Below are 23,806 nucleotides of genomic sequence, written 5' to 3' on the forward strand. Positions count from 1 at the left end.
GAACAATGTCTGATTCCTTTCGCGTCGCGCTGCTCGGCAACCCCAATGCCGGCAAGAGTGCCCTTTTCAACAAGCTGACCGGTGCGCGGCAGAAGATCGCAAACTATCCCGGCGTGACCGTGGAACGGGTGGCGGGTGTCCTCGCGTTGCCCGACGGCTCTCAGGCCGAAGCGATCGATCTTCCCGGCGCCTATGCCTTCGATGCATCGAGCCCCGACGAAGAGGTGACGGGCAAGGTCGTGCGCGGCGAGTTTCCCGGCGAGGCGGAGCCCGATGTGCTGGTGCTGGTGCTGGATGCGGGCAATCTGGAGCAGCACCTCGTCTTCGCGCAGGAAGTGCTGGCGCTGGGCAAGCCCACCATCGTCGCGCTCAACATGGTCGATATGGCCGAACGCGACGGGCTGAAGCTCGACGCGACGGTTCTCTCGCAAGCGCTTGGCGTGCCCGTGGTCGAGACCGTGGCCGTGCGCCGTCGCGGGATCGAGGAACTCAAGTCCGCTATTGCCGCGGCGCGCGCCGATATCGGCACCGTGGCCGATCGACCGAAGATCGACGCGACCGAGCGGCGGATGGAAGCGCGCACGATCGCCAAGGCGGTCGTCTACCAGACTTCCAAAGCGCGCCGTATGGGCGACCGGCTGGACACGGTCCTGCTCAACCCTTGGATCGGCCCGGTTGTCCTGCTCGTCTTGCTGTTCGTGATGTTCCAGGCGGTGTTCGCATGGGCCACACCTCTCTCCGACGGGCTCGACGCGGCCGCCGGTGCGCTTGGCGCATGGGTGGAGGGCGCAATGCCCGAAAGCCTGTTGCGCGACCTGCTGACCGAAGGTGTCATCGCGGGTGTGGGCGCGGTCATCGTGTTCCTGCCGCAGATCGTCATCTTGTTCCTGTTCATCCTGATCATGGAGGCGACCGGCTACATGGCCCGCGCCGCCTTCCTGATGGACCGCCTGATGGCGGGGGTGGGCCTGTCGGGCCGCAGCTTCATCCCGCTGCTGTCCAGCTTCGCCTGCGCGATCCCCGGGATCATGGCGACGCGTAGCATCGCGGATCCCAAGGACCGGCTGACCACCATCCTCATCGCCCCGCTGATGACCTGTTCGGCGCGCCTGCCGGTCTATGCCATTATCATCGCGGCCTTCATCCCGCAGCGCACCGTGTGGGGAGGGATCGGTCTGCAGGGCCTCGTCCTCTTCTGCCTCTACCTTGCCGGCATCGTCGCCGCGCTGATCGTGGCGCTGGTGCTGCGCGGCACGGTGACGAAGGGCGGGGCGACCGGCTTCATCATGGAGCTGCCGCGCTACCAGCTGCCCAGCCTGGCCGACCTTGCCCTTGGCCTGTGGCAGCGCGCGTGGGTGTTCCTGCGCCGCGCCGGTACCATCATCTTCGCCGCCACCGTGATCCTGTGGCTGCTGCTCACCTTCCCGCAGGCGGAGCCGGGCGAAAGCCAGGTCGACGCTTCCATCGCGGGGAAGATTGCCGGCGGCCTCAGCGTGGTGCTCGAACCGATTGGCTTTAACCGCGAGATCAGCCTCGCGCTGGTGCCGGCGATGGCCGCGCGCGAGGTTGCCGTCTCGGCGCTCGCGACGACCTATGCGATCGATGCGGACGACGAGGAGGAAGAGGCCGAAGGTCTGGCCGGAACCCTGTCGAACCGGTGGAGCCTGCCGACCGCGCTCGCCTTCCTCGCCTGGTTCGTGTTCGCCCCGCAGTGCCTTTCGACCATCGCGGTCGCGCGGCGCGAGACCAACGGATGGAAATGGCCCGCCTTCATGGTCGGCTACCTGTTCGCGCTGGCTTATGTGTTCGCGGGGATCACTTACTGGAGCGCAGTCGCGCTGGGCCTGTAGCGAGCCTGTTCACATCGGCGCTTTCCCTACTGGCCCCGATGCGCCCCATTCGATAGGCCGGGCGCAACAGACACGAAGGGATACGAATCATGGCGGGCAGCCTCAACAAGGTCATGCTGATCGGCAATCTGGGCGCGGACCCTGAAATCCGCAGCTTCCAGAACGGCGGCAAGGTCGCCAACCTGCGCATCGCGACCAGCGAGACGTGGAAGGACCGCAACACCGGCGAGCGGCAGGAACGCACCGAGTGGCACACTGTCGCGATCTTCTCCGAAGGTCTCGTCAATGTGGTCGAGCGGTTCCTGAAGAAGGGCAGTAAGGTCTACATCGAAGGCAAGCTGCAGACCCGCAAGTGGCAGGACCAGAACGGGCAGGACCGCTACAGCACCGAAGTGGTGCTGCGCGGCTTCGACGGCACGCTGACCATGCTCGACGGCGCCCAGGGTGGCGGCGGCGGTGGTGGCGGCGGCTTCGGCGGCGGCCAGCGCGGCGGCGGTTCGGGTGGCGGCTACGGCGGCGGCCCGAACGGCGGCGATCAGGGTGGCGGCTGGAACCAGGGTGGTGGTTCCGGGGGCGGTTCGGGCGGTGGCTCGGGCGGTGGTGCCAATTACGACGATCTGGAAGACGACATTCCGTTCTAGGTCGCTGGAGAGATTCACTGACGATACAGCGCGGCGGGATAGTGTGAGCGGATGAACAAGCATTCGCTCCGTCTCGTCACGATCGCAGCGCTCGCCGGGGCACTCGGTGCGCCCGGCGTGCTTCATGCACAATCGCAGCCGGATCTTCCCGCCGAGCACCTGCGTTCTCTCGATGCGAGCGAGGCGAGCCTTGTGCTGGGTGCGCTTCGCCGCGAGCAGGCTAAGCTGAAGAACGGCGAAAAGGCCTATTTCGAACTCTCCAGCGGGGCGCCTGCATCCTATGACCAGAACCGCATCGGCCCGCGCGATGCCTTCGTCGATCTGAACCTCGACGATGTCTGGCTGATCGAGCGCAAGTCACCCAAGGGCGAGGTCTTCCCGCGCTACGAGATCACGGTCGCCCCCAACGGCGGCAACGCGCCCCTCTGGACGATCGAAGTCACGATGACCTGGCCGAGGGACGTGACCCGAATCATCGAGGTCACGATGTTCTACGGCCCGCCAGCGCCGTTTTGACGGGCTTTTTGTAGGGTTTCTGACACACCTGACACACTGTCTAAGGGACAAAAGGTTGGCCCCATCGGGGCGGAGATTTTCACCGGGATAAGACGACAGGAAAGAGCGGCGAACAGTCTTGCCCATCCGTGGCGAGTAGGAAAGCCGTATTGCCTTGTCTGCTGACAATTTGACCGAGCTTCGGAGGCTCGCCCGCAGGCCCGCAACGTTCGGATCGCAACAGACGCGCCCGGACCCGTTGTCCGCTTGCACTAGTCGCTCGCCCGATATCCGCTTTCGATGAAGTCCTGCTCCGGATTGTCGTTTCCGACGTCGTTGATCGAGATCGAGGGAGCGGTGGTCATCAACACGCCGAAAAGCTCCGCGACCTCGCCTGTCGGCCCGACCTTGCAGACCCCGCGTGCGATCACTGTCTTTTCCAAGGCGTTTTCGTCGACAAGCCGGGCCCTGATTTCGAAGGGACAACCGACCTCCAGCGATCGGTCTAGATTTTCGCGCACCATGTCGCGGTCTTCAGGGTGATAATAGCCGATGGCCTCCCCAAGCGTCGGAGTGCCCTCAGCCTTGTCTCGCGCGTGAATGGCAAAGACGCGGTCGGACCAGGTGATTTCCTGCCTGGCGACCGAGAGGCTCCAAGTGGCTATCGCGCCGACATCTTCGGCGAGCGCGAGCCATGCCTGGTCTCGTTCGGTGCTGTCGGTTGCCGCCCGCAGTCTTCCGCGTTCGAGCAGCAGATGCGCCGCTGCCGCCGCTGAGGTCAGCGCGAATGCAAGGATAAACCAGAATATCGGCGTCATGATGCCATGCTCCGAAAGTCATGCCCCTAGGGGAAGCGGCAAAACGCCAACCATGACTTCTATTTCAAAACATGAACGCCGCAAATCTCGTACATGTTCCGAAACTGGCACCCGGCAATCCTGAGGTGCAACCTCGCAGTCGGTGAAGTCCCGTCATCCCGCGAGCGATGATAGCGGATTATTCCCGTCTTCAAAGTGGTCTCAAGCAGCGGTCCGTGTGGTTTCTTCGGAAACCGGCTCCGGTCCGTGGAGTTCAACCGTGGTTTCGGGCACACAATTGGACGCCTGCAGTCTTTTTACCTGCGGCTGCGACTTTATGCGACGCAATCGAGCAAGCTTGATCGAGGTACTTCTGGAGAGAAGAAAAAACTGTTGCGCGGCGATTAGGATTACCCCGGAGGAGATCGCTGTTACCGTTCCGAAGAACGCAGCGAAAATGATGTCGACCATAGGTCTTACACCTCGTTCAAATATGCGATCCGTACCTCCGCCCTCGATTCTGTGATCCGCCGATAGATCAGAAGGTGTTGCGTTAACTATATTTGACGTAAAAAACTGTCAAGTAAAACATACGGATGCTACTTTGGATGCTCCTGTAAAAGCGCTCTGGCCAGCGGTTCGCTGTGCGGATTGTCTGCCTCGATCCGAATAGCCGGATATACCGCCTTGGCGCCGAACCTGCCGTATTCCGCCGGTGTGCGGCCGCGCAATCGGCCCGCACTGTAGCCGCTTGTATCGCGTCCGCCTGATCCATACATTCGAGCCGAGCCAGAGAAGGAAATTGTGCCGTGAATAGAAGGACGAACAACGCAAACCGCCTTGTCTCCACTCCTGTCACGGTACTCCATGTCTCCTTTTCTCACGCTCGATTCTCTTTCCGCACATACGCCTGACGGCCGCCCGCTCTTCCATGACCTGACGCTCACGATCGGTGCCGAGCGTGTTGGCCTTGTCGGGCGTAACGGCTCGGGCAAGTCGACCCTGCTCAACATGATTGCTGGCGCGGCGAGGCCTGCGAGCGGCAGCATCCACGGCTTGGGCACGCTCGGCGTCCTGCATCAGGATGTGCCTCCGGAGCTGACGATTGCGCGTGCACTCGGCGTAGAAGATCGTCGGGGCGCGGTGCAACGCATCCTGGCGGGCGAGGGGACGCAGGACGATTTCGCCAACGCGGACTGGTCGCTCGAAAAACGGGTCGAGGCGGCGCTGGCGAAGGTCGGCCTGCCCACCATGCCGCTCGACCGGCGGATCGGCACGCTTTCGGGCGGGGAGCGGACGCGCATCGGAATCGCGCGCCTGCGGCTGGACGCGCCCGATCTCCTGTTACTGGACGAGCCGACCAATAATCTCGATGCCGCCGGGCGCGCTGCTATCGCGGCGCTGATCGCCGATTGGCGGGGCGGAGTATTGGTCGCCAGCCATGACCGGCAGCTGCTCCAAGCCATGGACCGGATCGTGGAGCTGACCCCCATCGGCGTCCGCAGCTTCGGGGGCGGGTGGTCTGCCTTCGCTGCCGCGCGAGAGGCAGAGCGGACGCGCGCTGCCGAGGAGAGCGAGCGGGCCGATGCCGCGCTTCGCTCCGCCCGGCGTTCGGCGCAGGAGCGGCGCGAAGCCAAGGCGCGCCGCGACAAGGTGGGGCGGGCGGTCGCTGCAAAGGGATCGGAGCCGAAGATCGTGCTCGATGCCCGGGCCGAGCGGGCCGAGAACACCGCCGGTCGCGAGGGTGCGACAAGCGATCGGCTGATCGGCGAGGCCGCCAAGCGCCGGGAGGAGGCGCAATCGCGGGTGGAGATCGTGACCCCGCTCATAATCGACATGCCCGCAAGCGGCCTGCCATCGGGCGCGAGGGTGCTCACGCTGGATCGCGTCGAAGCCGCTGTCGGCACCCGCCGGCTTGGCCCGTGGAGCTTGCGGATCGACGGGCCCGAGCGCGTGGCGCTGACCGGCCGCAACGGGGCGGGCAAGACCACGCTTCTGCGGGTTGCGGCGGGCCTGCTGGATCCGGTCGCGGGCGAGGTATACCGGGCGCAGGGACGTATCGCGATGCTAGACCAGCACCTCGATCTGCTGGATGGGGATGAGACGATCCTCGCCAATCTGCGCGCGCGTCACCCCGAACTGGATCGGGAGAGCGCCCATGCCCAGTGCGCGCGCTTCGCCTTCCGCAATCGCGACGCGCTGCGCACGGTCGGTACGCTGTCGGGCGGCGAGCGCTTGCGGGCCGCCCTGGCGGTAACTCTGGCTGGCCCAACGCCGCCCTGGCTCCTGATCCTCGACGAGCCGACCAACCACCTCGACATCGGATCGCTCGAACTGTTGGAGGACGCGCTGCGCGCGTTCGATGGCGCACTTCTGGTGGTGAGCCACGATCCGGCCTTTCTCGAAGCGATCGGTATCGAAAGGTCGGTTTCGCTCTGACGCGCGGTCGTCGGCGACCCGTCGGCCTTGGCCTGCCCGGAACGTCCCGTCCGCCCGGTGGTCTTTCCCGGGCGTCTGGAAACACATCCTCCGCCCCCCCCCCCCCGGGCACCATCGCCTGGCTGATTGCGAGACGACGCTTGTTCGTCGCGCTCGCGCTGGTGTTCGACGGCCGCCCGTTCGATTTCAGCCAGGCCACTGGCTTTGGGCTCGGCGCGCTTGCCTTCCGGGGCGCGGCGACCAGCGGGCTCGCCCCGTCATCTGGTACACCGGCGTGCGCAAGGCCCCGGGCTGGCCGACGGCCATGGCGATCATGCCGATCACCGCGCTCGTCCTTTCCTACCTGCTGCTGGGCGAAGCCTTCCAGTGGCTTCATCTCGCAGGGTTCGGGCTGGTCTTCGCCGGACTGGTGCTGATGATCGTCGAGAACAGGCGGGGGCAGGCAAAGCGATAGGGCGGCGCGCGAAGCCTCTTTATTCCGGCGCGCGATAGGCGCACACGCGCCAATGTGACCGCGCTTCGCGACCCGATTCGTTTGATCCCGCTCCTTTTTCTCGGGGCGATCGTGATAGGGACGATCCTGCTCAGCCTGCCTTTCGCGACTAGCGAGGGCGTCCGCGCGCCCTTCCTGACGGCGCTGTTCACCTCGACCTCGGCCGTCGCAGTGACGGGGCTGATCGTGGAGGATACGCCGACCTACTGGTCCGGCTTCGGGCAGGGGGTCATCCTGCTGCTGTTCCAGGTCGGCGGGTTCGGCATCATGACCTCCGCGACACTGCTCGGCCTGATGGCGGGGCGCGGCTTCGGGCTGCGCGACCGGATGGCGACGCAGGTGGAACGCAACCGGCTGGAGACGAGCGATGCGCTCTCCGCGCTCAAGCTGATCCTCAGGATCACCCTTGTGGTGGAAGGCGTCGTGGCCGCCGTGCTCGCCGTGCGGCTGATGCTGGCCTACGGCGAATCGCCCGCACTGGCGCTGTGGCACGGGGTCTTCCACTCGGTCAGCGCCTTCAACAATGCGGGCTTCTCCAGCTATTCGGACAGCCTGATGGGCTTCCAGTCCGATCCGCTGATCCTGGTCCCGATCATGCTGTCCATCATCCTGACCGCGCTGGGCTTTCCCGTCATGCAGGACATCCGCACGAACGGCGTCGTCTGGCGTCGCTGGTCGCTTCACACCAAGGTCACGGTCGCGGGGACCGTCGCATTGCTGCTGGGCGGCTTCGCTGCGATCCTCGCGATGGAATGGCACAATCCCGGTACACTGGGCCCGATGGGGTGGGGCGCGAAGATCCTCAACGCTGCGTTCCATTCGGTCATGCCGCGCACCGCCGGGTTCAACAGCCTGAATGTCGGCGCCTTCCACGACGAGACGATCATGACGAACTTCTTCCTCATGTTCATCGGCGGGGGCAGTGCGGGGACCGCAGGCGGGATCAAGGTGACGACCTTCTTCGTCCTATTCGCGATCGTGCTGTCGGAGGTGTTCGGCCGCCGCGATGCGGGCATGTTCCAGCGCCGCTTCGGGCGCGAGATCGAACGGCAGGCGCTGGCGGTGACCGTGCTCTCCGCCTCGCTGATCTTTGCTTCCACCACCTATATCGCGTCGATCAGCCCGCTCCCGCTCGACGACATCCTGTTCGAGACAATCTCCGCCTTCTCCACCGTCGGCCTTTCCACCGGCATCACCGCCAAACTGCCGCCGACCGCGCTGCTGGTTCTGATCATGCTGATGTTCGTAGGCCGGGTGGGAACCATCACCGTCGCCACCGCGCTTGCCCTCGGCGGGCGCGAACGCCCCTATCGCTATCCGCAGGAGAACCCCATTGTCGGCTGACAGGCGCAAACCCATACTCGTGATCGGCCTTGGCCGGTTCGGCGGCGCAGTCGCCAAGACGCTGGAGCGGATGGGGCACGAGGTGCTGGCGCTCGATACCGACGGCGCGCTGGTCCAGGAATTCGCGCGCGACCTGACCAAGGTGGTGGAGGCCGACGCGACCGAGACGACCACGCTGGAACGCCTCGGCGCGAAGGATTTCGACGCAGCCGTTGTCGCCATCGGCACCGATATCGAAGCCAGCGTGCTGACCGTGCTCGCACTGGCGGACCTGGGGCTGACGAACATCTGGGCCAAGGCCACAAACGACAAGCACGCGCGGATTCTCGAGCGGACCGGTGCGACGCATGTCGTCTTCCCCGAACAGCGCATGGGCGAACGCGTGGCGCACCTGCTGAACGAGCGGTTGCTCGATTTCATCGCCTTCGGTGACGAATTCGCGATCGCCAAGCTCGCCGCGCCCGAGCCGATCCACGGCCTGCCGCTGGTGACCAGCGAATGCCGCAAGAAGTACGACGTGACGGTCGTGGGCGTGAAGCGCCACGGCGAAGATTTCATCCATGCCGTACCCGACACGATCATCTTCCCCGACGACGAACTGGTCGTCTCGGGCAGGATCCGCGATATCGAGAAGTTCTCGGCCATCTGACCGCCGCACCGGCGGCGGGCCGCGTCAGCCCTTCTTCAACGCCGCGCCGAGTGCTTCTGCCAGCGGTCCGCTGGGCGCGTCGTCGGTTTTGATCCCGGCCTTTTCGCGCGCGGCGTCGGCATTCGGGCCTTCGGCATAGGGGTCTATCGCCAGCGCGAGCGTCTGCGCCACGGCTTCCCCCAAGTCGAAGCTGTCGCCCGAATATTCGATCTCGTCGAGGTCGCCTTCTTCCAGCTCGATCTCGATATCGTCGCCCTCCTGCAGCGAGGGGTGGATCGATCCTTCGGGTACGAAACGCAGGGCCACGTCCTCCTCGATCGAGACGGGGAAGTCCTCTCCGGAGACCGCGCAGGGCTGCACGATGTCCGCCTCCAGTGTGCCCTCGGCCGAGATCCGCTCGCCCTGACGGTCGAGCGAGATGCGCGCCACCAGCCGGTCGACCGCGCTGATGCCGAAGCGCTTTGCAAGCGCCGTACGCTCGGCCTCGGTGGCCGTCAGCTCGACCGGCTGGCCCGGGATCTGGCGCAGCGAGATCGGGCGCCGGAATTCGGGTGCGGGTGCGGGGGCAGGGGGGATGGCGTCGTCGGTCATTCGGCCACCTCACCGCGCTGAAGCATGGCGTAATCGGTGCGGACCAGCCGCGCGTGCAGTGCCCGGAGCCCCTGTGCGATGGCGTGCGGTCCGTTTTCCTCGTCCGCAAGGTGCATGTTGCGCTCCACCACGCCGGCCAGTTCCTCGTCGCCGGGCTGCGCCAGCGCCACGCGCAGCGTGCCCGCCCGGCCGCCGAGCGTCGCCATCATCCGGCCCATCATCTTGCCAACCGTGGGATCGCCGATGCCCGCCTCGCGCATCTGGCCTTCCATATCCTCGACGAAAAGTTCGGTCAGGCGCGCTGCGGCGGGGATGCCTTCGGGCTCGCTCTCCAGCCGCAGCATGAACAGCGCGGTGAGCATCGAGATCATGTCGAACCGCCCGTCCAGCGTATCCGCCGCGCCGCGTGTCGCGTACCAGTGTTCCTCGCGCGCGATGCCCACCAACGTGTGCCACAGCGGGCGCCAAGACTCGCGCGGATCGGCTTGGGTGCCCAGCAGGCGGGAAAGAAACGACACGGGCGGGAGTCCTTATTCAGCGGCAATTCAAGCGAGCGGGCCACATCTGCCGCGATCCCTGCGTTGCGGACACTCGGTATGCGGTGCCATTGCGCGGGGACGGGCGAGGCCGTAAGGCTCGCGCCACGATATAGCGCGTGCGCCCGCGCACAAAAGGGCGCACGCTGGATTTGCTAAGAGGGTTTGACTGTTTATGCGCATCGTGAAGGCTATTGCTCCGGTCGTTCTGCTGGGGCTGCTGGTGTCGGCGGGCGGCTGCACGTCGATCCGCGAAAAGCGCGGCTATTTTGCCGATGGACGGCTGATTTCCCTCGTCCAGCCGGGGATTGACAACCAGCAGTCGGTCCAGGCGACGCTGGGCCGTCCCACCTTCACCAGCCAGTTCGGACCGGAAACCTGGTACTATGTGTCCAGCACCACGGGCCGCAAACCGTTCGTTCGCCCGCGGATCGTGGAGCAGAATGTTCTGGCGGTGCGCTTCGACGGTGCGGGCAATGTCGTCGCGGCCGACAAGTCGGGAATCGACGAGGTGGTCTATCTGACCCCCGATGGCGACGCGACGCCGACCCTGGGCCGCGAGCGCGGCTTCCTGGAAGATCTGTTCGGAAATATCGGTACCGTCGGTGCGCCGGGTGCCGGTGCGCCGGGCGGCGGTCCGGGCCGCTGATCGGCGTGCACTTGCGCTTGATAGCGCGCGCACCCGCCCCATATCGCGCGGCATGACAGACAGCGCATCGGCCCACGGCCTGCAACAATGGCACGGCACAACGATCATCGGCGTCAAGCGCGGGGACACCACCGTCCTTGCGGGTGATGGCCAGGTTTCCATGGGCAACACGGTGATGAAGCCCAATGCCCGCAAAGTCCGCCGGATCGGCGAGGGCAAGGTCGTCGCCGGATTTGCCGGTGCGACCGCCGATGCCTTCACGCTGTTCGAGCGGCTCGAGCGCAAGCTGGACCAGTATTCGGGCCAGCTGATGCGCGCCGCGGTCGAGCTGGCCAAGGACTGGCGGACCGACAAGTACCTGCGCAATCTCGAAGCGCTGATGATTGTGGCCGACAAGGACGTGCTGCTGGTGCTGACCGGCAATGGCGATGTGCTGGAACCCGAAGGCGGGATCGCCGCGATCGGATCGGGCGGCAACTATGCGCTCGCCGCTGCGCGCGCGCTTTCGGACTACGAGACCGACCCCGAAAAGATCGCGCGGCGCGCCATGCAGGTCGCGTCCGAAGTCTGCGTCTTTACCAACGACCAGGTCACGCTCGAAACGGTCTGAGCCACCCAAACCGCTCGTCACGACGCGCGGTTGTTGCGCTACTACCGGCCTGCGCATAACGCGCTTTGCGGGATCGAACGCATTACCGGGGGCACTGCTTTATGGCGGGTACGATGCTGGATCGTCGTCGGCTGCTGGCCGCAGGTGGGGCCAGCGGCCTTTCGCTCGCCCTGGGTGGGTGCGCCACGTCATCGACCGTTCCGGCGAGCGCGCCTGCGCCCCTTTGTCTGCCACGCGTGAACGTCAGCCCCGATCGTGTGATCCGGACCGTTGCTGGATTGCGGCCTTTTCGCGAAACTGGCTTCGTGGTCCGCGCGCAACAGCTGGGCGAGACGCGCGTCATCCACAACTATGGCCATGGCGGCGGAGGCATCACGCTGAGCTGGGGCAGCTCGCGTCTCGCGGTCGATCTGGGCCTGCCGGGGCATTCCGGCCCGGTCGCGGTGATCGGGGCCGGTGCGCTCGGCCTGACGACCGCGAAGCTGCTTCAGGAGGCCGGGTATCGGGTCCGCATCTATGCGGAGAACCTGCCGCCGCATACGACCTCGAACGTGGCGGGCGGGCAGGTCAATCCGACCAGCGTGTTCGATGACTCGGCGGTCGACGACGCGTTTCGCCGCCAGTACGCGGCGGCGGTCGATTACAGCTATCGCCGGTTCCAGATCTCGGTCGGCGAGGATACCGGGGTTCGCTGGCACACCACCTACGACGCGACGCGTGGGCGACCGCTGAGCGATCTGGACCGTCGGATCATGCCCGCCGCGCGCCTGCTGCGGGAGGGCGAGCATCCGTTCCCGCAACCGCTGATGCGCGAATGGCGCACGATGTATGTAGAGACCGGGCGCTGGCTCGCACACCTCACGCGCGACCTGCGGATCGGCGGCGCGACGATCGAGCGGCGCGCATTTGCCTCGCCCGCAGAGATTGCGGCTCTGCCCGAGCGGCTGGTGTTCAACTGCACCGGGCTGGGCGCCCGCGCATTGTTCGGGGACGATGGCCTGGTGCCTATCCGTGGCCAGCTGGCGATCCTGCTGCCGCAATCCGAGATCAGGCACGCCTATACCGGACCCGTCGGCTACATGTTCCCGCGGCCCGACGGCATCGTGCTGGGCGGTACCTACGAACGCGGGGTCTGGGACGCGACGCCGCAGCCCCGAGACATTGCCGGCATCCTTGCGGCACATGCCAGTTTCAATCGGCGGATGCGGTGCGGCGTGTAGGCTTTCTGCCCTGCCGCCTTGCGATGGAGGCGTGCGCCTCCCAAATGCCCCGGCGATGACAGATAACCTTACGCCCAAGGCCATCGTGGCCGCTCTCGACGAACACATTATCGGCCAGAAGGAAGCCAAGCGCGCGGTCGCCGTGGCGCTGCGCAACCGATGGCGCCGCCAGCGCCTCGGCCCGGACCTGCGCGACGAGGTGACGCCCAAGAACATCCTGATGATCGGCCCGACCGGCTGCGGGAAGACCGAAATCAGCCGCCGTCTTGCGCGCCTCGCCGAAGCGCCCTTCGTGAAGGTGGAAGCGACCAAGTTCACCGAGGTCGGGTACGTCGGCCGCGATGTCGAACAGATCGCCCGCGACCTCGTCGAAGAAGCGATCCGGCTGGAGAAGGACCGGCGGCGCGAGGCCGTGCGCGAAAGCGCCAGCGACGCGGCCATGGAACGCCTGCTCGATGCGCTGGTGGGCGACAACGCCTCCGAGGCCACGCGCCAGAGCTTCCGCGAACGGATCACGCAGAATGCGATGAACGACGTCGAGGTCGAGATCGAGGTGCAGGACCAGCCTGCGACCACGATGGACATCCCCGGCATGGGCGGCAATGTCGGCATGATCGACCTTTCCGACATGTTCGGCAAGGCGATGGGCAAGAAGCCCACCAGCCGCCGCAAGCTGCGCGTGCCCGAAGCGTGGGATCGCCTCGTCGACGAAGAGGCCGAAAAGCGCATGGACCAGGACGATGTCGCCCGCGTCGCGCTGCAGAATGCCGAAACGAACGGGATCGTCTTCCTCGACGAGATCGACAAGATCGCCGTCTCCGACCAGCGTGGCGGCACGGTGAGCCGCGAAGGCGTGCAGCGCGACCTGCTACCGCTGATCGAGGGCACGACCGTGGCGACCAAGCATGGCCCGATGAAGACCGACCACGTGCTGTTCATTGCGAGCGGCGCGTTCCACGTCTCCAAGCCGAGCGACATGCTGCCCGAACTGCAGGGCCGCCTGCCGATCCGCGTCGAGCTGCGCGCGCTGACCGAAGAGGACTTCGTGCGGATCCTCAGCGAGACCCGCGCCAACCTCGTCCAGCAATACACCGCGCTGATCGGGACCGAGAAGGTCACGCTCGATATCACCGACGAGGCGGTCCACGAGGTTGCCAAGATCGCCGCGCAGGTGAACGAGGCGGTCGAGAATATCGGCGCACGTCGTCTGCAGACCGTCATGGAGCGGCTGGTGGAAGACATCAGCTTCGAGGCCGAAGAGCACGCGGGCGAAACCGTCACCATCGACGCGGCCTACGTGCGCGAGCGGCTGGACGATCTCGCCAGGGATACGGATCTGAGCAAGTATATCCTGTGATCGCATGACGTTCGTCGATGGATCGCGTCGGCCGTTGGTTGCGGATTGACGCGGTCTGTCGCGCGGATAGCGTCCGGCGGATGAGCTCGATCACGCGATTTGCCGCCGCCCTTATGGTTCTTTCCACGCCCGCGGCGCCCGCGCTCGCGCAGGATGGGCGCGATCCGGCGACGCCTGCGTCCGCGGCGGAGCCGACCGACTGGGCCGACACGGCGCGGCGCGACGTGCTGGCCGCTTACGACGCCTTCGTGCGCAACCATCCCGGGATCTACGACCTCGCCAATCCGGGCTTCCCGGCGCAGCTGGCGCAGGCGCGTGCCCGCGGTCTGGAGGCTGCCGCAAAGGCGCAGGACCTGCGCGGCTATTCGCGGGCGCTCGCAGAGTTTTCCGCCGTGCTGCAGGACGGGCACGCCGGGGCTGGCGTTCCCTCCGGCTCCCAGAGCGATGGAGAGCCGGTATGGCCGGGTTTCATCGCGGTATGGCGCGGCGAAGGGCTGTTCGTGCGCACGCAGGATAAGGCAGATCCGCTCTACGGCGCGCGGTTCGTCTCCTGCGAAGGAGAACCGATCGAAGCCTTCCTGCGCGATCGCCTCACGATGCGGTACTTCCGCCCGAACGAGGCGGGGCAGTGGTGGGTGCGTCCCATGCAGCTGTTCTACGCTTCGGCCGGACTGCAGGACGAGCAGCCGAGATCGTGCACTTTCAAGCTCCCCGACGGCGCGCAAACCGAAGTTGCATTCGACTGGCGGCCGCTGAGCAAGGACGAGGAAAAGTGGCGCAGCATCGGCTTTTGGGGCGACCGCGAACCCACCGCGCTGAGCGAGAAACGCGATGGCATCTACTTCATCGGTCTGCAGGATTTCGACCCTGACGAAGCCGGCGTGGCCGCCTTCGACGCGCTCTATGCCGATGTGCGTGCGCGGCGCGACGAATTGAAGGACGCCCGCGCACTCGTGCTCGACCTGCGCCGCAATGGCGGTGGGGGCTCGCGGTGGAGCGAGCGGCTGGCCGACATCCTGTGGGGCGAGGACGCGGTCGAGGCCCGAACGGTATCCTCGGCCGATGTGCTCTGGCGCACCAGCCCCGGCAACACCGCCTATATCGCCTCGGTCGAGGCGGATTTCCGCGCCAATGGCGAAGATGAAGTGGCCGACTTCATCGCGCGCCTCGCCGAAGGAATGCGCGCCGCGCACGAGCGCGGCGAGGTGTTCTTTGCCGAAAGCGCGCTCGAGGAGGAGACCGCCGCTGAGACGGCGCGCGAGACCTCACCCGAAACCGACTTCGCGACGACCGTCTATGTCATCGTGGCGGGCAATTGCGCGAGCGCATGTCTCGACGCGCTCGACTATTTCACGCCGTTCGAGAACGTGACGCTGATCGGTGCGCCGTCTTCGGCCGATTCGACCTATATGGACGTGCGCACCGAAGACCTGCCCGCCGGGCCGGGCATCGTGACGATTCCGAACAAGGTCTATGTCGGTCGCAAGCGCGGCTGGGGCGAAGTCTATTCCGCCGATATCGAGATGACCGATCTCGACTGGTCGACCAGTGCCTTCCTCGATGCGATCGAGAACGACCTGGCGGCAAGGTAGCAGCGCCAGCCATCGCCGCTTGACCGCACTGCCTCCACCCCCGAAGGCGGACGCGCATGAACGAACCGACCCGTCTCACCACAGCGCAGGAATACTGGCTCGCCGTCGCGGCGGCGGTGGTGACTGCCAATGCCTATTACATCCACCCGATCATCGGCGACGTCGCGCGCGATTTCGGGGTCAGCGCGTCGCAGATCGGGCTGGTCCCGGCGCTCAACCAGCTGGCGCTGGCGCTGGGCATCCTGCTGCTGCTGCCGCTGGGCGATCGCTTTTCCAACCGTACGCTCACCATCCTGTTCACCATCGGCCAGTGCGGCGGGCTGGTGGTCATGACGCTGGCGCAGGGGCTGACACTGTTCACCGTCGGATCGACGCTGCTCGGCTTCTTCACCATCGCGCCCTACCTGCTGCCCGCCTACGCATCGAAGCGCGTCGCGCCCGAGCGGCTGGGCCAGGTGACCGCGTTGCTCACCGCAGGCGTGATTTTCGGCATTCTCGTCGCGCGGGTGGGCGCCGGCGTTGTCGCCGAACATTACGGCTGGCGCACCGTCTACTGGATCGCGAGCGGGCTGATGATCGCGATCACGCTGGCGCTGCCCACCATCATGGAAAAGGGCGTGCGCGACAAGGACCCGAGCAGGCTGAGCTATGGCGCGCTGATCGTCTCGCTTCTCGCGCTGGCGCGCGAGAGGCGCGAGATCCTGCTGTCGGGCGCCATCCAGGCGATCGGCTTCGCGCAGTTCATCGCGCTGTGGCTGGCACTGGCGCTGCACCTGACCGGGCCGGAGATGGGATACGGGACCGATGTGGTCGGCTACCTCGCCGGCTTCGCGGCGGTGAGCGTGTTCTCGACCCCCTATTGGGGGCGGCTGGCGGACCGGATCGGCCCGCGCAAGGCGCGCGTGTGGTTCGCGGTGGTGCAGGCGGCAGGCATTTCTCTGCTGCTGCCCTTCGGCGACAACCTGTGGCTGCTGATGATCCCGATCCTGCTCGGCAATATCGTGGGCCCCGCGATCGACGTGACCAGCCGGATGACGTTCCTCTCGCTCGAGCCCGAGCTGCGCACGCGACTGACCACGATCTACATCGTGATGATGTTCATCGGCGGCGGCATCGGCAGCATCGCGGGCACCGCGCTGTTCGAGGCCTATGGCTGGCACGGCACCGCGCTGGCGATCCTGCTGTCGTGCCTCACGCTGACCGCGATCGCCTTCATGGGTTACCGCCTGTACGGGCACAGAGACCGGCCGACAGGCTAGGCCCGCATCTTCACGGATGCGGCGCCAGGCCGATCTCCACGCCCGTGCGGTCGGTCGCGCCGTGGCGGTCGACCAGGTCGGCGCTCGCCTCGTTCAGCCCGACGACTTGCACGCTGCGGCCATGCATCCGCATGCGCTCCACCACCTTGTCGAGCGCACCGATGGCGGAGATGTCCCAGAAGTGCGCGCGGCTGACGTCGATGATCACGTGATCGGCCGGGTCGGGCTGTAGGCTTTCCGGGCCCAGCGCGGCTTCGAACCGTGCGACGCTGCCGAAGAAGATCTCGCCATGCGCGGTGTAGGTGGCGGTCTCGCCTTCCTCTGTCACCGTGCGGGTGCGCTCCACCTCGAACATGTGCATCACCTTCTGGACGAAGAAGATGCCCGACAGCAGCACGCCCACCAGCACACCGATGGCGAGGTTGTGGGTGAACACCACCACCGCGACGGTGACGAACATCACCATCGAGCTCTGCCACGGGTGCACGCGCAGGTTGGGGATCGAGTTCCAGCTGAACGTGCCGATACTCACCATGATCATGATCGCAACCAACGCGGGCATGGGCACCTGGCCGACGATCCCGCCGAGCAGGACCAGCATGATGAGCAGCGCCAGGCCTGCAGTGAAGGTGGAAAGCCGCCCGCGGCCGCCGGACGTCACGTTGATGACCGACTGGCCGATCATCGCGCAACCGCCCATGCCGCCGAACAGGGCGGCGACGATGTTGGCAATGCCCTGTCCGCCGCACTCGCGCCGCTTGTCGCTCCCGGTGTGCGTCATGTCGTCGACGATCTGCGCAGTGAGCAGGCTTTCGAGCAATCCGACTGCCGCCATGGTGAGCGAATAGGGCGCGATGATCGCCAGGGTCTCCCATGTCAGCGGGACGTCGGGCAGCATGAAGAAGGGCAGCCCCTGCGGCAGCTCGCCCATGTCGGACACGGTGTTGACCGGCGAACCCAGCCATAGCGACAGGCAGGTCAGCACGATGATCGCCACCAGCGGGCTGGGGATCGCGGTCGTGATCCGCGGCACGAGGTAGATCATCGCAAGCCCGCCTGCGACCATCGCATAGGTGATCCAGTTCACACCCTCATTGGTAGGATCGAGCTGGGGCAGCTGCGCCATGAAGATCAGGATCGCGAGCGCGTTGACGAAGCCGGTGATGACGCTACGGGATACGAACTGCATCAGCAGGTTGAGCTTAAGCAGCGCGGCAATGCCCTGAAAGATGCCCATCAGGATCGTCGCTGCGAACAGGTATTCCACGCCATGATCGCGCACCAGCGGCACCACGACGACCGCCACCGCAGCGGTCGCAGCGGAGATCATGCCCGGGCGCCCGCCGGTGAAGGCGATCACCATCGCGATGGCGACCGATGCGTAAAGCCCCACGCGCGGATCGACGCCCGCGATGATCGAAAAGCCGATCGCCTCGGGGATCAGCGCCAGCGCCACCACGATGCCGGCCAGCACGTCCGCGCGGACATTGCCGAACCAGTCGGCCTTCCAACGCTGGGTTCTGGATGCATGCGCGTGCGCGCCGGTGGTGGGCGTCATGTAAAAGTCCGTCGATTTAGATTGAAACGCATGTCTCGTGCACGATGCTGCGCTGCAACACAACCCCACAGGATGGGCCGTCCCGCGGACTTGGAAGCGCTTCGCCGTTCCGGTAGCGATCGGGCAACGGGGAGAAAACTGTGAAAGCTCTGGGATATACGCTGCTCGGCCTCGCCACCGCGATGCTCGTTGCGGTGCTCGTATCGCTGTCGAGCACCGATGCCTGGTTCGTGCGACAGGTCGATCTGGTGCGCGAGCCGATGTCATACCTTGCCGCGACCCTGCTGTTCGCCGCGTTGTTCGTGTCGTTCCGCTGGCGGTGGCTGACCGTCGTGCTTCTGGCATTGGTGATCGCGATCAATGTCTGGCGCATCTGGCCCTACAGCTTCCTTGCCGGAACACAGCTGGCCTACGAGAATAACGGGCAGGCCGCAGGATCTACCTGTTTTTCCGCCCTCTCGGTCAACGTGAAGGTCAAGAACGACCAGTATGCGCAGGTCGCAGAGCAGATCCGGCAGATCGACCCCGACCTGCTTTTCCTGATGGAAACCGACAGCGAATGGATCGAACAGCTCGAGCCGGTGCTGGCGGAGTATCCGCATGTCGATCGGCATCCGCAGCCGCATGCTTTCGGCCTCGTCTTCGCGACCCGGCTTCCGGTGATGAAGAGCAATATCGTCGAGAACACCCACCGAGACACGCCGACGCTCTACGCCACGCTGCGGCCCGGCTCGCGGCCCTTGGAATTCATCGGCCTGCATCCCAAGCCGCCGTTGCCGACGTGGAACACCCAGATGCGCGACCGGAACATCGTGAGGGCAGGCGCGCAGACGCCGGACCGGCTGCCAGACGCCTTCGTGATGGGGGATTTCAACGATGTTCCCTGGTCGCGGACAACCACGAAGTTTCGCGGCACCGGCAAATGGCGCGATCCGCGGATCGGCCGGGGCTCCTACCCTACGTTTCCTTCCGCTTTCCTTGCAGCGGGCTGGCCGCTCGATCAGATGATGCTGAAGGGCGATCTGGAGCTGACCGAGTTCGAGGTGCTGCCGGACAATAGCTCCGACCACCGGGCGCTGTATGCGCGGATATGCACGCCTTGAGCTAGTCGCCGTCGGCCTGCTGGCGCATCCACATCTCCGCATAAAGGCCGTCGCGCCTGAGCAGCTCGACATGGCGGCCCTGTTCGGCGAGACGGCCATGGTCCAGCACGAGGATGCGGTCGGAATCGGCGATGGTCGAAAGGCGGTGCGCGATGGCAAGCGTGGTGCGCCCGCGCGCAACGCGGTTGAGCGTCGCGAGGATTTCCTGCTCGGTCCGCGAATCGAGCGCGCTGGTCGCCTCGTCCAGGATGACGATCGGCGGGTCTTTCAGCAGCGTGCGCGCAATCGCGACCCGCTGCTTCTCTCCGCCTGACAGCTTCAGCCCGCGTTCGCCCACCTGCGTGTCGAAACTTTCGGGCAGGCGTTCGATAAAGGGCAGGATCGCGGCGCCGCGCGCGGCCTCGCGGATCGCGACCTCGTCCGCATTCGCGCGTCCGTAGCCGATATTGTAGCCGATCGTGTCGTTGAACAGCACGCTGTCCTGCGGGACGATACCGATCGCGGCGCGCAGGCTTTCCTGCGTCACCTGCGCGATATCCTGCCCGTCGATCAGGATGCGCCCGGCATTCGGGTCGTAGAAGCGGAACAGCAGCCGCGCGATCGTGCTCTTGCCCGCGCCGGAGGGGCCGACCAGCGCGACCGTTTCGCCTGCGCGGATCTCGAAGTCGAGCCCGTGCAGGATTTCGCGATCCTCGTCGTAGCCGAAATGCACATTCTCGAAGGTGATGCCGGGGCGGTCGATCCGGATTGCGGGCGCGCCGGGCACGTCCTTCACCTCAACCTCGGTATCGATCAGGCGGAACATGGCCGCCATGTCGATCAGCCCCTGCCGGATCGTACGGTAGACGAAGCCAAGCATGTCGAGCGGGCGGAAGAGCTGGACGAGGTAGGTATTCACGAACACCAGGTCGCCGGTGGTCAGGCTGCCCTGGCTCCAGCCCCACACAGTGTACGCCATCGCGCCGCCCATCAGCAGATTGGTGATGAGCGCCTGGGCGATGTTGAGCAGGCCGAGCGAGGAATCGGACTTGATCGCCGCTTCGGAATATTGCCGCGCCGCGTGCGCATAGCGTTCTTCCTCGCGCGCCTCCGCCCCGAAATATTTCACCGTCTCGTAGTTCAGCAGCGAATCGACCGCGCGCGACAGGGCTTGCCCGTCGAGATCGTTCATCTCGTGGCGCAGTTTCGTGCGCCATTCGGTGATGATTTGCGTGACGGTGATATAGGCGACCACCGTCACCGCGGTGGCGAGCACCAAGCCGATCCCGAAATTGAGGTAGAAGATCACCGCCACCGCAACCAGCTCGATCACGGTGGGCGCGATGTTGAACAGCAGGAAATAGAGCATCGTGTCGATGCTCTTGGTCCCGCGCTCCACCGTCTTGGTCACCTCGCCGGTGCGGCGCGAGAGGTGGAAGCGCAGCGAAAGCCGGTGCAGCCGCTGGAACACGTCCTCGGCGAACTGGCGGGTGGCGTCCTGGCCGACCCGTTCGAACACCATGTTGCGCACATTGTCGAACGCGACGCTGGCGAAGCGCCCGGCGGCGTAGGCGGCCACGAAGGATATCGCGACCATGGCGGCGGTGTTGGCGGGCGTCTCCATCGCGTCGACCGCCGCGCGGTATGCATAGGGCAGGGCAAGCGTGACGCCCTTGGCAACCAGCACCATCAGCAACGCGATGACGATGCGGATGCGCAGGTCCGTCCGGTCTTTCGGCCAGAGGTAGGGGAGGAAGCGGCGCAGGGTGGGCCACCCGTCGGCCGGGCGCTGCTGCGAGGGAGTTTCGGGAGGCATTGCCGCAGAAGATGGGCTGTCGGCTCGCCGTGAGCAAGGCTTGCCCACCCGCTTAGCTCCTCCCGATGCGCGAAATGTCATGGACTGATTGGTAATCGGCTCGGCCTCCCTCTGACCTCCTGCTGCTGTGGGCGGTTCGATCGCGAGGCATGGTGACGGATGGCGGCGGCAGTCTGAAAACGGGGCCCGTACCGCGTCTGCGAAGCGCATTCGCGGCCCGCAAGCTATCCTTAACGGCGGATCGCTAATACCCGTCGCGCAATGAGACATGTCTTCGACAAGATTGCCGAGCGGATCGCGCAGGCCCGATACAACAAGGCTGCGCGCGGCATTCTGGAGACCGCGCCGATCGTGCCGCGTGAGGACGGCGTGATCCTGTTCTCGATGATGGGCACCCGCGTGCTGCTGCCCTACCTCGTCGCGATCAAGTCGGTCCATGCGGGCCTGGGGCAGGGGCGTGTCGTCATCCTCGACGACGGCACGCTGACCGTTGACGATCGCGAGCTACTGGCACACCATTGCGGCGATCCGCGGATCATTTCCATCGCCTCAGTCGATACCGGGCAGTGCCCGCGCGGGGGCACATGGGAACGCTTGCTGACGATCCTCGACCTGCGGCGTGGGGATTACGTGATCCAGATCGATTCGGATGTCGTCGCCTGCGGACCCATGCCCGAAGTCGTGCAGGCCATCGCCGATGGCCGCTCCTTCACCTTGCGGGGCGAGGTCGAAGCGGAACTGATGGATGCCGCGGCGATCGCGCGCCAGCAGCAGGTCTATGACACCAGCCATGTGCAGGGCCTGATCGAACAGCGCATGGACCGGGTTTCGATCCCCGGTATCGGCGATGTGCAGTATGTCCGGGGCTGTTCGGGCTTCGCGGGTTTCGCGCCTTGTTCCGCCGGACGCAGCCTTGCCGAAGCCTTCTCCGCCGAGGCCCAGCGCCTTCTTGGTAACGCGAAGTGGGCCGAGTGGGGCAGCGAGCAGGTGACCAGCAATTTCGTCATCGCGAACACGCCCGATCCGCTACTGCTGCCCTATGATCGCTACATGAACTTCTGGGACGAAGGCGTGCCGCCCGATGCGCGCCTCGTCCACTTTATCGGTACCTATCGTTACCACCGCGGTACCTATGCCCGGGCGACACGCGCCGCGATCGCTCGCCTGCGCGAGGCGCAGTCCGAAGCGCTCAGCCTCTTGCCTGCCTGAGCTCGAGCAGTTCGAGCACCCGGTCGCGCCCGATCAGCAGCATGACGGCGCAATAGACGATGCCGCCGAGGGCCACCTGCGCTGCCAGCTGGACGATCGTGGGGAAGTCTCCGGTGAACGGCGCGATCACGCGCACGCTCGCCCACATGACGAGCCCGGCGGCCAGCGGCGGTGCCAGCGCCGCAAGATAATCGCGCGCGCTCACACCGAGGACCGGCAGGCACAGGCGCGCCGAACATGCGATCAGCAGCGGGTAGCCGACCAGCCACGACGCCGCGAGGCCGACCATGCCCCATTGCAGGCCGACCGCGTAGCTGGCGGTCAGCAGCACGGCGGCGATGATCGACGTCTGCGTCGTGATGCCCGGTCGGCCGATGGCGCTCACCGCGGGGCCGAACACCACCTGCATGCCCATGAAGGGCATCGCGAGGCCGAGGAAGAAAACCACCGGCGCCGCCGCGGCCCATTTGTCGCCCAGCAGCACCGCGACCATGGGCTCTGCCACCGCGCTCATGCCGAGGCAGAAGGGCATTGCGGCGAGGAAGACGATCCGCACCGCTTTCAGGAAGCTGCGCGCGACCGCATCGCGATCGTCCTGGATCCGTGCGAAGGCGGCAAAGGCAATCTCGTTGATCGGCGGAACGAACTTGGTGACGAACATCTGCGTCAGGAACAGCGCGGTCGTATAAAAGCCGAGCTCCGCCGCGCTCAGCAGCCGCCCGCCCAGCAGGATGTCGGTCTGCGTCGCGACGAACCAGGCGAAGCTGCCTCCCAGAACGGTGATGCCGTATCTGGCGAGATGGCCCGATCCCGCGAAGGAGAAGCTGGGCAGGATGAACGCCCGCGCCTTGATCGTCGTGAGGAGTGCCTTGCTGGCGAACATCGTCAGCGGCGCGGCGACCAGCGCCCAAACGCCCATGCCGAGCCACGCACCGCCCAGGGCGACGATCGCGCCGAGAATTGCCGAGACCAGGTTGGCCTGCGCCTGGCTGCGAAAATCCATCCGACGACTCAGCAATGCATAGGCGAGGGCAGAGAACGGGTTGGTCAGATAGAGCAGGCACTGGACCCGCAGCAGGTCCGCCACCATCGGCTGGCCGAAATAGTTGGCGATCAGACCGGCGGCGGAAAACTGCACGAGCGCCAGGCCCGCATTCAGCAGCACGAGCATGCCAAAGACCTGCCGGATCGTGTGGGGCTGCAGCTCGCCTTCACGGATCGCGGCATTGGCGATTCCGAAGCCATTGATGAGGCTCAGCAGGTTCAGCACCACCGCTGCCATGGCATAGAGGCCATAGTCCGCCGGATCGAGGATGCGGATCACCAGGAAGGTCGAACCCCACGTAATGATCTGCCCGACGATCTGCGTTCCGCTGCGCCAGATCACCGCACTGCGCACGAGATCGCGCAGCGATGTGGAGGGGGCCGGTTCGAGTCCGGGGGCAGGGGCGTCTTTGCTGGTGGCCATCACGCGCGAGTCTTACGCAGGGACGCATTGGGATAGGGTAAACGGGACGAGCATGTTTCCGCCGTGGAGAATCGCAGATTTCCGTGTGAGTGCCAAAAGAGTCCTATCGTGCTGGCTGGGCCGGGCAGCTCCGTAGGCATCCGAAACCCTA

General features: G+C 65.8%; 22 protein-coding genes. 15 read left to right on the top strand and 7 right to left on the bottom strand.

What is annotated here, in order from left to right; genetic code table 11:
* Window positions 1-5: 5 nt before the first annotated feature.
* From feoB to ACYQ0L_RS12740, 3 genes are all read left to right on the top strand, one after another.
* On the top strand, window positions 6-1,850 hold the full coding sequence (gene feoB, locus ACYQ0L_RS12730; RefSeq protein WP_459789634.1) for a ferrous iron transporter B: 1,845 nt from the start codon (window positions 6-8) through the stop codon (window positions 1,848-1,850).
* A gap of 89 nt (window positions 1,851-1,939) precedes the next feature.
* Window positions 1,940-2,491, top strand: a complete 552-nt coding sequence (gene ssb, locus ACYQ0L_RS12735) for a single-stranded DNA-binding protein (RefSeq protein ID WP_459789635.1) — start codon at window positions 1,940-1,942, stop codon at window positions 2,489-2,491.
* 51 nt (window positions 2,492-2,542) lie between these two features.
* Window positions 2,543-3,007, top strand: coding sequence for a hypothetical protein (locus ACYQ0L_RS12740; protein ID WP_459789637.1), 465 nt, complete (start codon window positions 2,543-2,545; stop codon window positions 3,005-3,007).
* 251 nt (window positions 3,008-3,258) lie between these two features.
* Here ACYQ0L_RS12740 and ACYQ0L_RS12745 read toward each other — a convergent pair whose 3' ends face one another.
* Both ACYQ0L_RS12745 and ACYQ0L_RS12750 read right to left on the bottom strand, forming a co-directional pair.
* Window positions 3,259-3,804, bottom strand: coding sequence for a PAS domain-containing protein (locus tag ACYQ0L_RS12745; RefSeq protein ID WP_459789638.1), 546 nt, complete (start codon window positions 3,802-3,804; stop codon window positions 3,259-3,261).
* Window positions 3,805-4,005: 201 nt separating this feature from the next.
* On the bottom strand, window positions 4,006-4,254 hold the full coding sequence (locus ACYQ0L_RS12750) for a hypothetical protein (RefSeq protein WP_459789639.1): 249 nt from the start codon (window positions 4,252-4,254) through the stop codon (window positions 4,006-4,008).
* Between the two features lie 396 nt (window positions 4,255-4,650).
* On the opposite strand from ACYQ0L_RS12750, the gene ACYQ0L_RS12755 reads away from it, so the two are divergent.
* The 4 genes from ACYQ0L_RS12755 (at window position 4,651) to ACYQ0L_RS12770 (ending at window position 8,708) form a co-directional block, all read left to right on the top strand.
* The gene (locus ACYQ0L_RS12755) at window positions 4,651-6,222 is read left to right on the top strand and encodes an ABC-F family ATP-binding cassette domain-containing protein (protein WP_459789641.1); all 1,572 of its coding nucleotides are present in this window, start codon (window positions 4,651-4,653) and stop codon (window positions 6,220-6,222) included.
* Between the two features lie 274 nt (window positions 6,223-6,496).
* The gene (locus ACYQ0L_RS12760) at window positions 6,497-6,676 is read left to right on the top strand and encodes an EamA family transporter (RefSeq protein ID WP_459789642.1); all 180 of its coding nucleotides are present in this window, start codon (window positions 6,497-6,499) and stop codon (window positions 6,674-6,676) included.
* Between the two features lie 81 nt (window positions 6,677-6,757).
* Complete coding sequence (locus tag ACYQ0L_RS12765) at window positions 6,758-8,059, top strand: TrkH family potassium uptake protein (RefSeq protein WP_459789643.1); 1,302 nt, start codon at window positions 6,758-6,760, stop codon at window positions 8,057-8,059.
* Window positions 8,049-8,708 (top strand): potassium channel family protein, encoded by a 660-nt coding sequence (locus ACYQ0L_RS12770; RefSeq protein WP_459789644.1) that lies wholly within the window; start codon window positions 8,049-8,051, stop codon window positions 8,706-8,708. The genes ACYQ0L_RS12765 and ACYQ0L_RS12770 overlap by 11 nt, the downstream gene beginning before the upstream one ends.
* Before the next feature lie 24 nt (window positions 8,709-8,732).
* Here ACYQ0L_RS12770 and ACYQ0L_RS12775 read toward each other — a convergent pair whose 3' ends face one another.
* A complete protein-coding gene (locus ACYQ0L_RS12775) occupies window positions 8,733-9,299 on the bottom strand; it encodes a YceD family protein (protein WP_459789646.1) in 567 nt (188 codons plus the stop codon).
* Entirely contained in the window at window positions 9,296-9,817 is a 522-nt protein-coding gene (locus tag ACYQ0L_RS12780; RefSeq protein WP_459789648.1) for a ubiquinol-cytochrome C chaperone family protein, read from the bottom strand. The genes ACYQ0L_RS12775 and ACYQ0L_RS12780 overlap by 4 nt, the downstream gene beginning before the upstream one ends.
* Before the next feature lie 193 nt (window positions 9,818-10,010).
* Here ACYQ0L_RS12780 and ACYQ0L_RS12785 point away from each other — a divergent pair, with 193 nt between their 5' ends.
* The 6 genes from ACYQ0L_RS12785 (at window position 10,011) to ACYQ0L_RS12810 (ending at window position 16,522) form a co-directional block, all read left to right on the top strand.
* Complete coding sequence (locus tag ACYQ0L_RS12785; protein WP_459789649.1) at window positions 10,011-10,484, top strand: outer membrane protein assembly factor BamE; 474 nt, start codon at window positions 10,011-10,013, stop codon at window positions 10,482-10,484.
* A gap of 52 nt (window positions 10,485-10,536) precedes the next feature.
* Window positions 10,537-11,094 (top strand): ATP-dependent protease subunit HslV, encoded by a 558-nt coding sequence (gene hslV, locus ACYQ0L_RS12790; protein ID WP_459789650.1) that lies wholly within the window; start codon window positions 10,537-10,539, stop codon window positions 11,092-11,094.
* A 113-nt stretch (window positions 11,095-11,207) separates the two neighbouring features.
* Window positions 11,208-12,314: an FAD-dependent oxidoreductase gene (locus tag ACYQ0L_RS12795; protein WP_459789651.1), complete on the top strand. Its 1,107-nt coding sequence runs from the start codon at window positions 11,208-11,210 to the stop codon at window positions 12,312-12,314.
* Window positions 12,315-12,369: 55 nt separating this feature from the next.
* A complete protein-coding gene (gene hslU, locus ACYQ0L_RS12800) occupies window positions 12,370-13,671 on the top strand; it encodes an ATP-dependent protease ATPase subunit HslU (protein WP_459789652.1) in 1,302 nt (433 codons plus the stop codon).
* Between the two features lie 80 nt (window positions 13,672-13,751).
* Window positions 13,752-15,263 carry a S41 family peptidase gene (locus ACYQ0L_RS12805; RefSeq protein WP_459789653.1) on the top strand — a complete coding sequence of 504 codons (1,512 nt, stop codon included), beginning with the start codon at window positions 13,752-13,754 and terminating at the stop codon, window positions 15,261-15,263.
* Between the two features lie 56 nt (window positions 15,264-15,319).
* The gene (locus tag ACYQ0L_RS12810) at window positions 15,320-16,522 is read left to right on the top strand and encodes an MFS transporter (protein ID WP_459789655.1); all 1,203 of its coding nucleotides are present in this window, start codon (window positions 15,320-15,322) and stop codon (window positions 16,520-16,522) included.
* Between the two features lie 10 nt (window positions 16,523-16,532).
* On the opposite strand, the gene ACYQ0L_RS12815 is transcribed toward ACYQ0L_RS12810, so the two are convergent.
* The gene (locus ACYQ0L_RS12815) at window positions 16,533-18,080 is read right to left on the bottom strand and encodes a SulP family inorganic anion transporter (protein WP_459789656.1); all 1,548 of its coding nucleotides are present in this window, start codon (window positions 18,078-18,080) and stop codon (window positions 16,533-16,535) included.
* Between the two features lie 140 nt (window positions 18,081-18,220).
* Here ACYQ0L_RS12815 and ACYQ0L_RS12820 point away from each other — a divergent pair, with 140 nt between their 5' ends.
* A complete protein-coding gene (locus ACYQ0L_RS12820; RefSeq protein WP_459789657.1) occupies window positions 18,221-19,183 on the top strand; it encodes an endonuclease/exonuclease/phosphatase family protein in 963 nt (320 codons plus the stop codon).
* A gap of 1 nt (window position 19,184) precedes the next feature.
* Here ACYQ0L_RS12820 and ACYQ0L_RS12825 read toward each other — a convergent pair whose 3' ends face one another.
* The gene (locus tag ACYQ0L_RS12825; RefSeq protein WP_459789658.1) at window positions 19,185-20,978 is read right to left on the bottom strand and encodes an ABCB family ABC transporter ATP-binding protein/permease; all 1,794 of its coding nucleotides are present in this window, start codon (window positions 20,976-20,978) and stop codon (window positions 19,185-19,187) included.
* Between the two features lie 261 nt (window positions 20,979-21,239).
* On the opposite strand from ACYQ0L_RS12825, the gene ACYQ0L_RS12830 reads away from it, so the two are divergent.
* Window positions 21,240-22,187, top strand: coding sequence for a hypothetical protein (locus ACYQ0L_RS12830; RefSeq protein ID WP_459789660.1), 948 nt, complete (start codon window positions 21,240-21,242; stop codon window positions 22,185-22,187).
* Here ACYQ0L_RS12830 and ACYQ0L_RS12835 read toward each other — a convergent pair.
* Entirely contained in the window at window positions 22,168-23,655 is a 1,488-nt protein-coding gene (locus tag ACYQ0L_RS12835; RefSeq protein WP_459789661.1) for a lipopolysaccharide biosynthesis protein, read from the bottom strand. The genes ACYQ0L_RS12830 and ACYQ0L_RS12835 overlap by 20 nt on opposite strands.
* Between the last annotated feature and the right edge of the window lie 151 nt (window positions 23,656-23,806).

It is taken from the genome of Alteriqipengyuania triglochinis, from assembly GCF_054655655.1.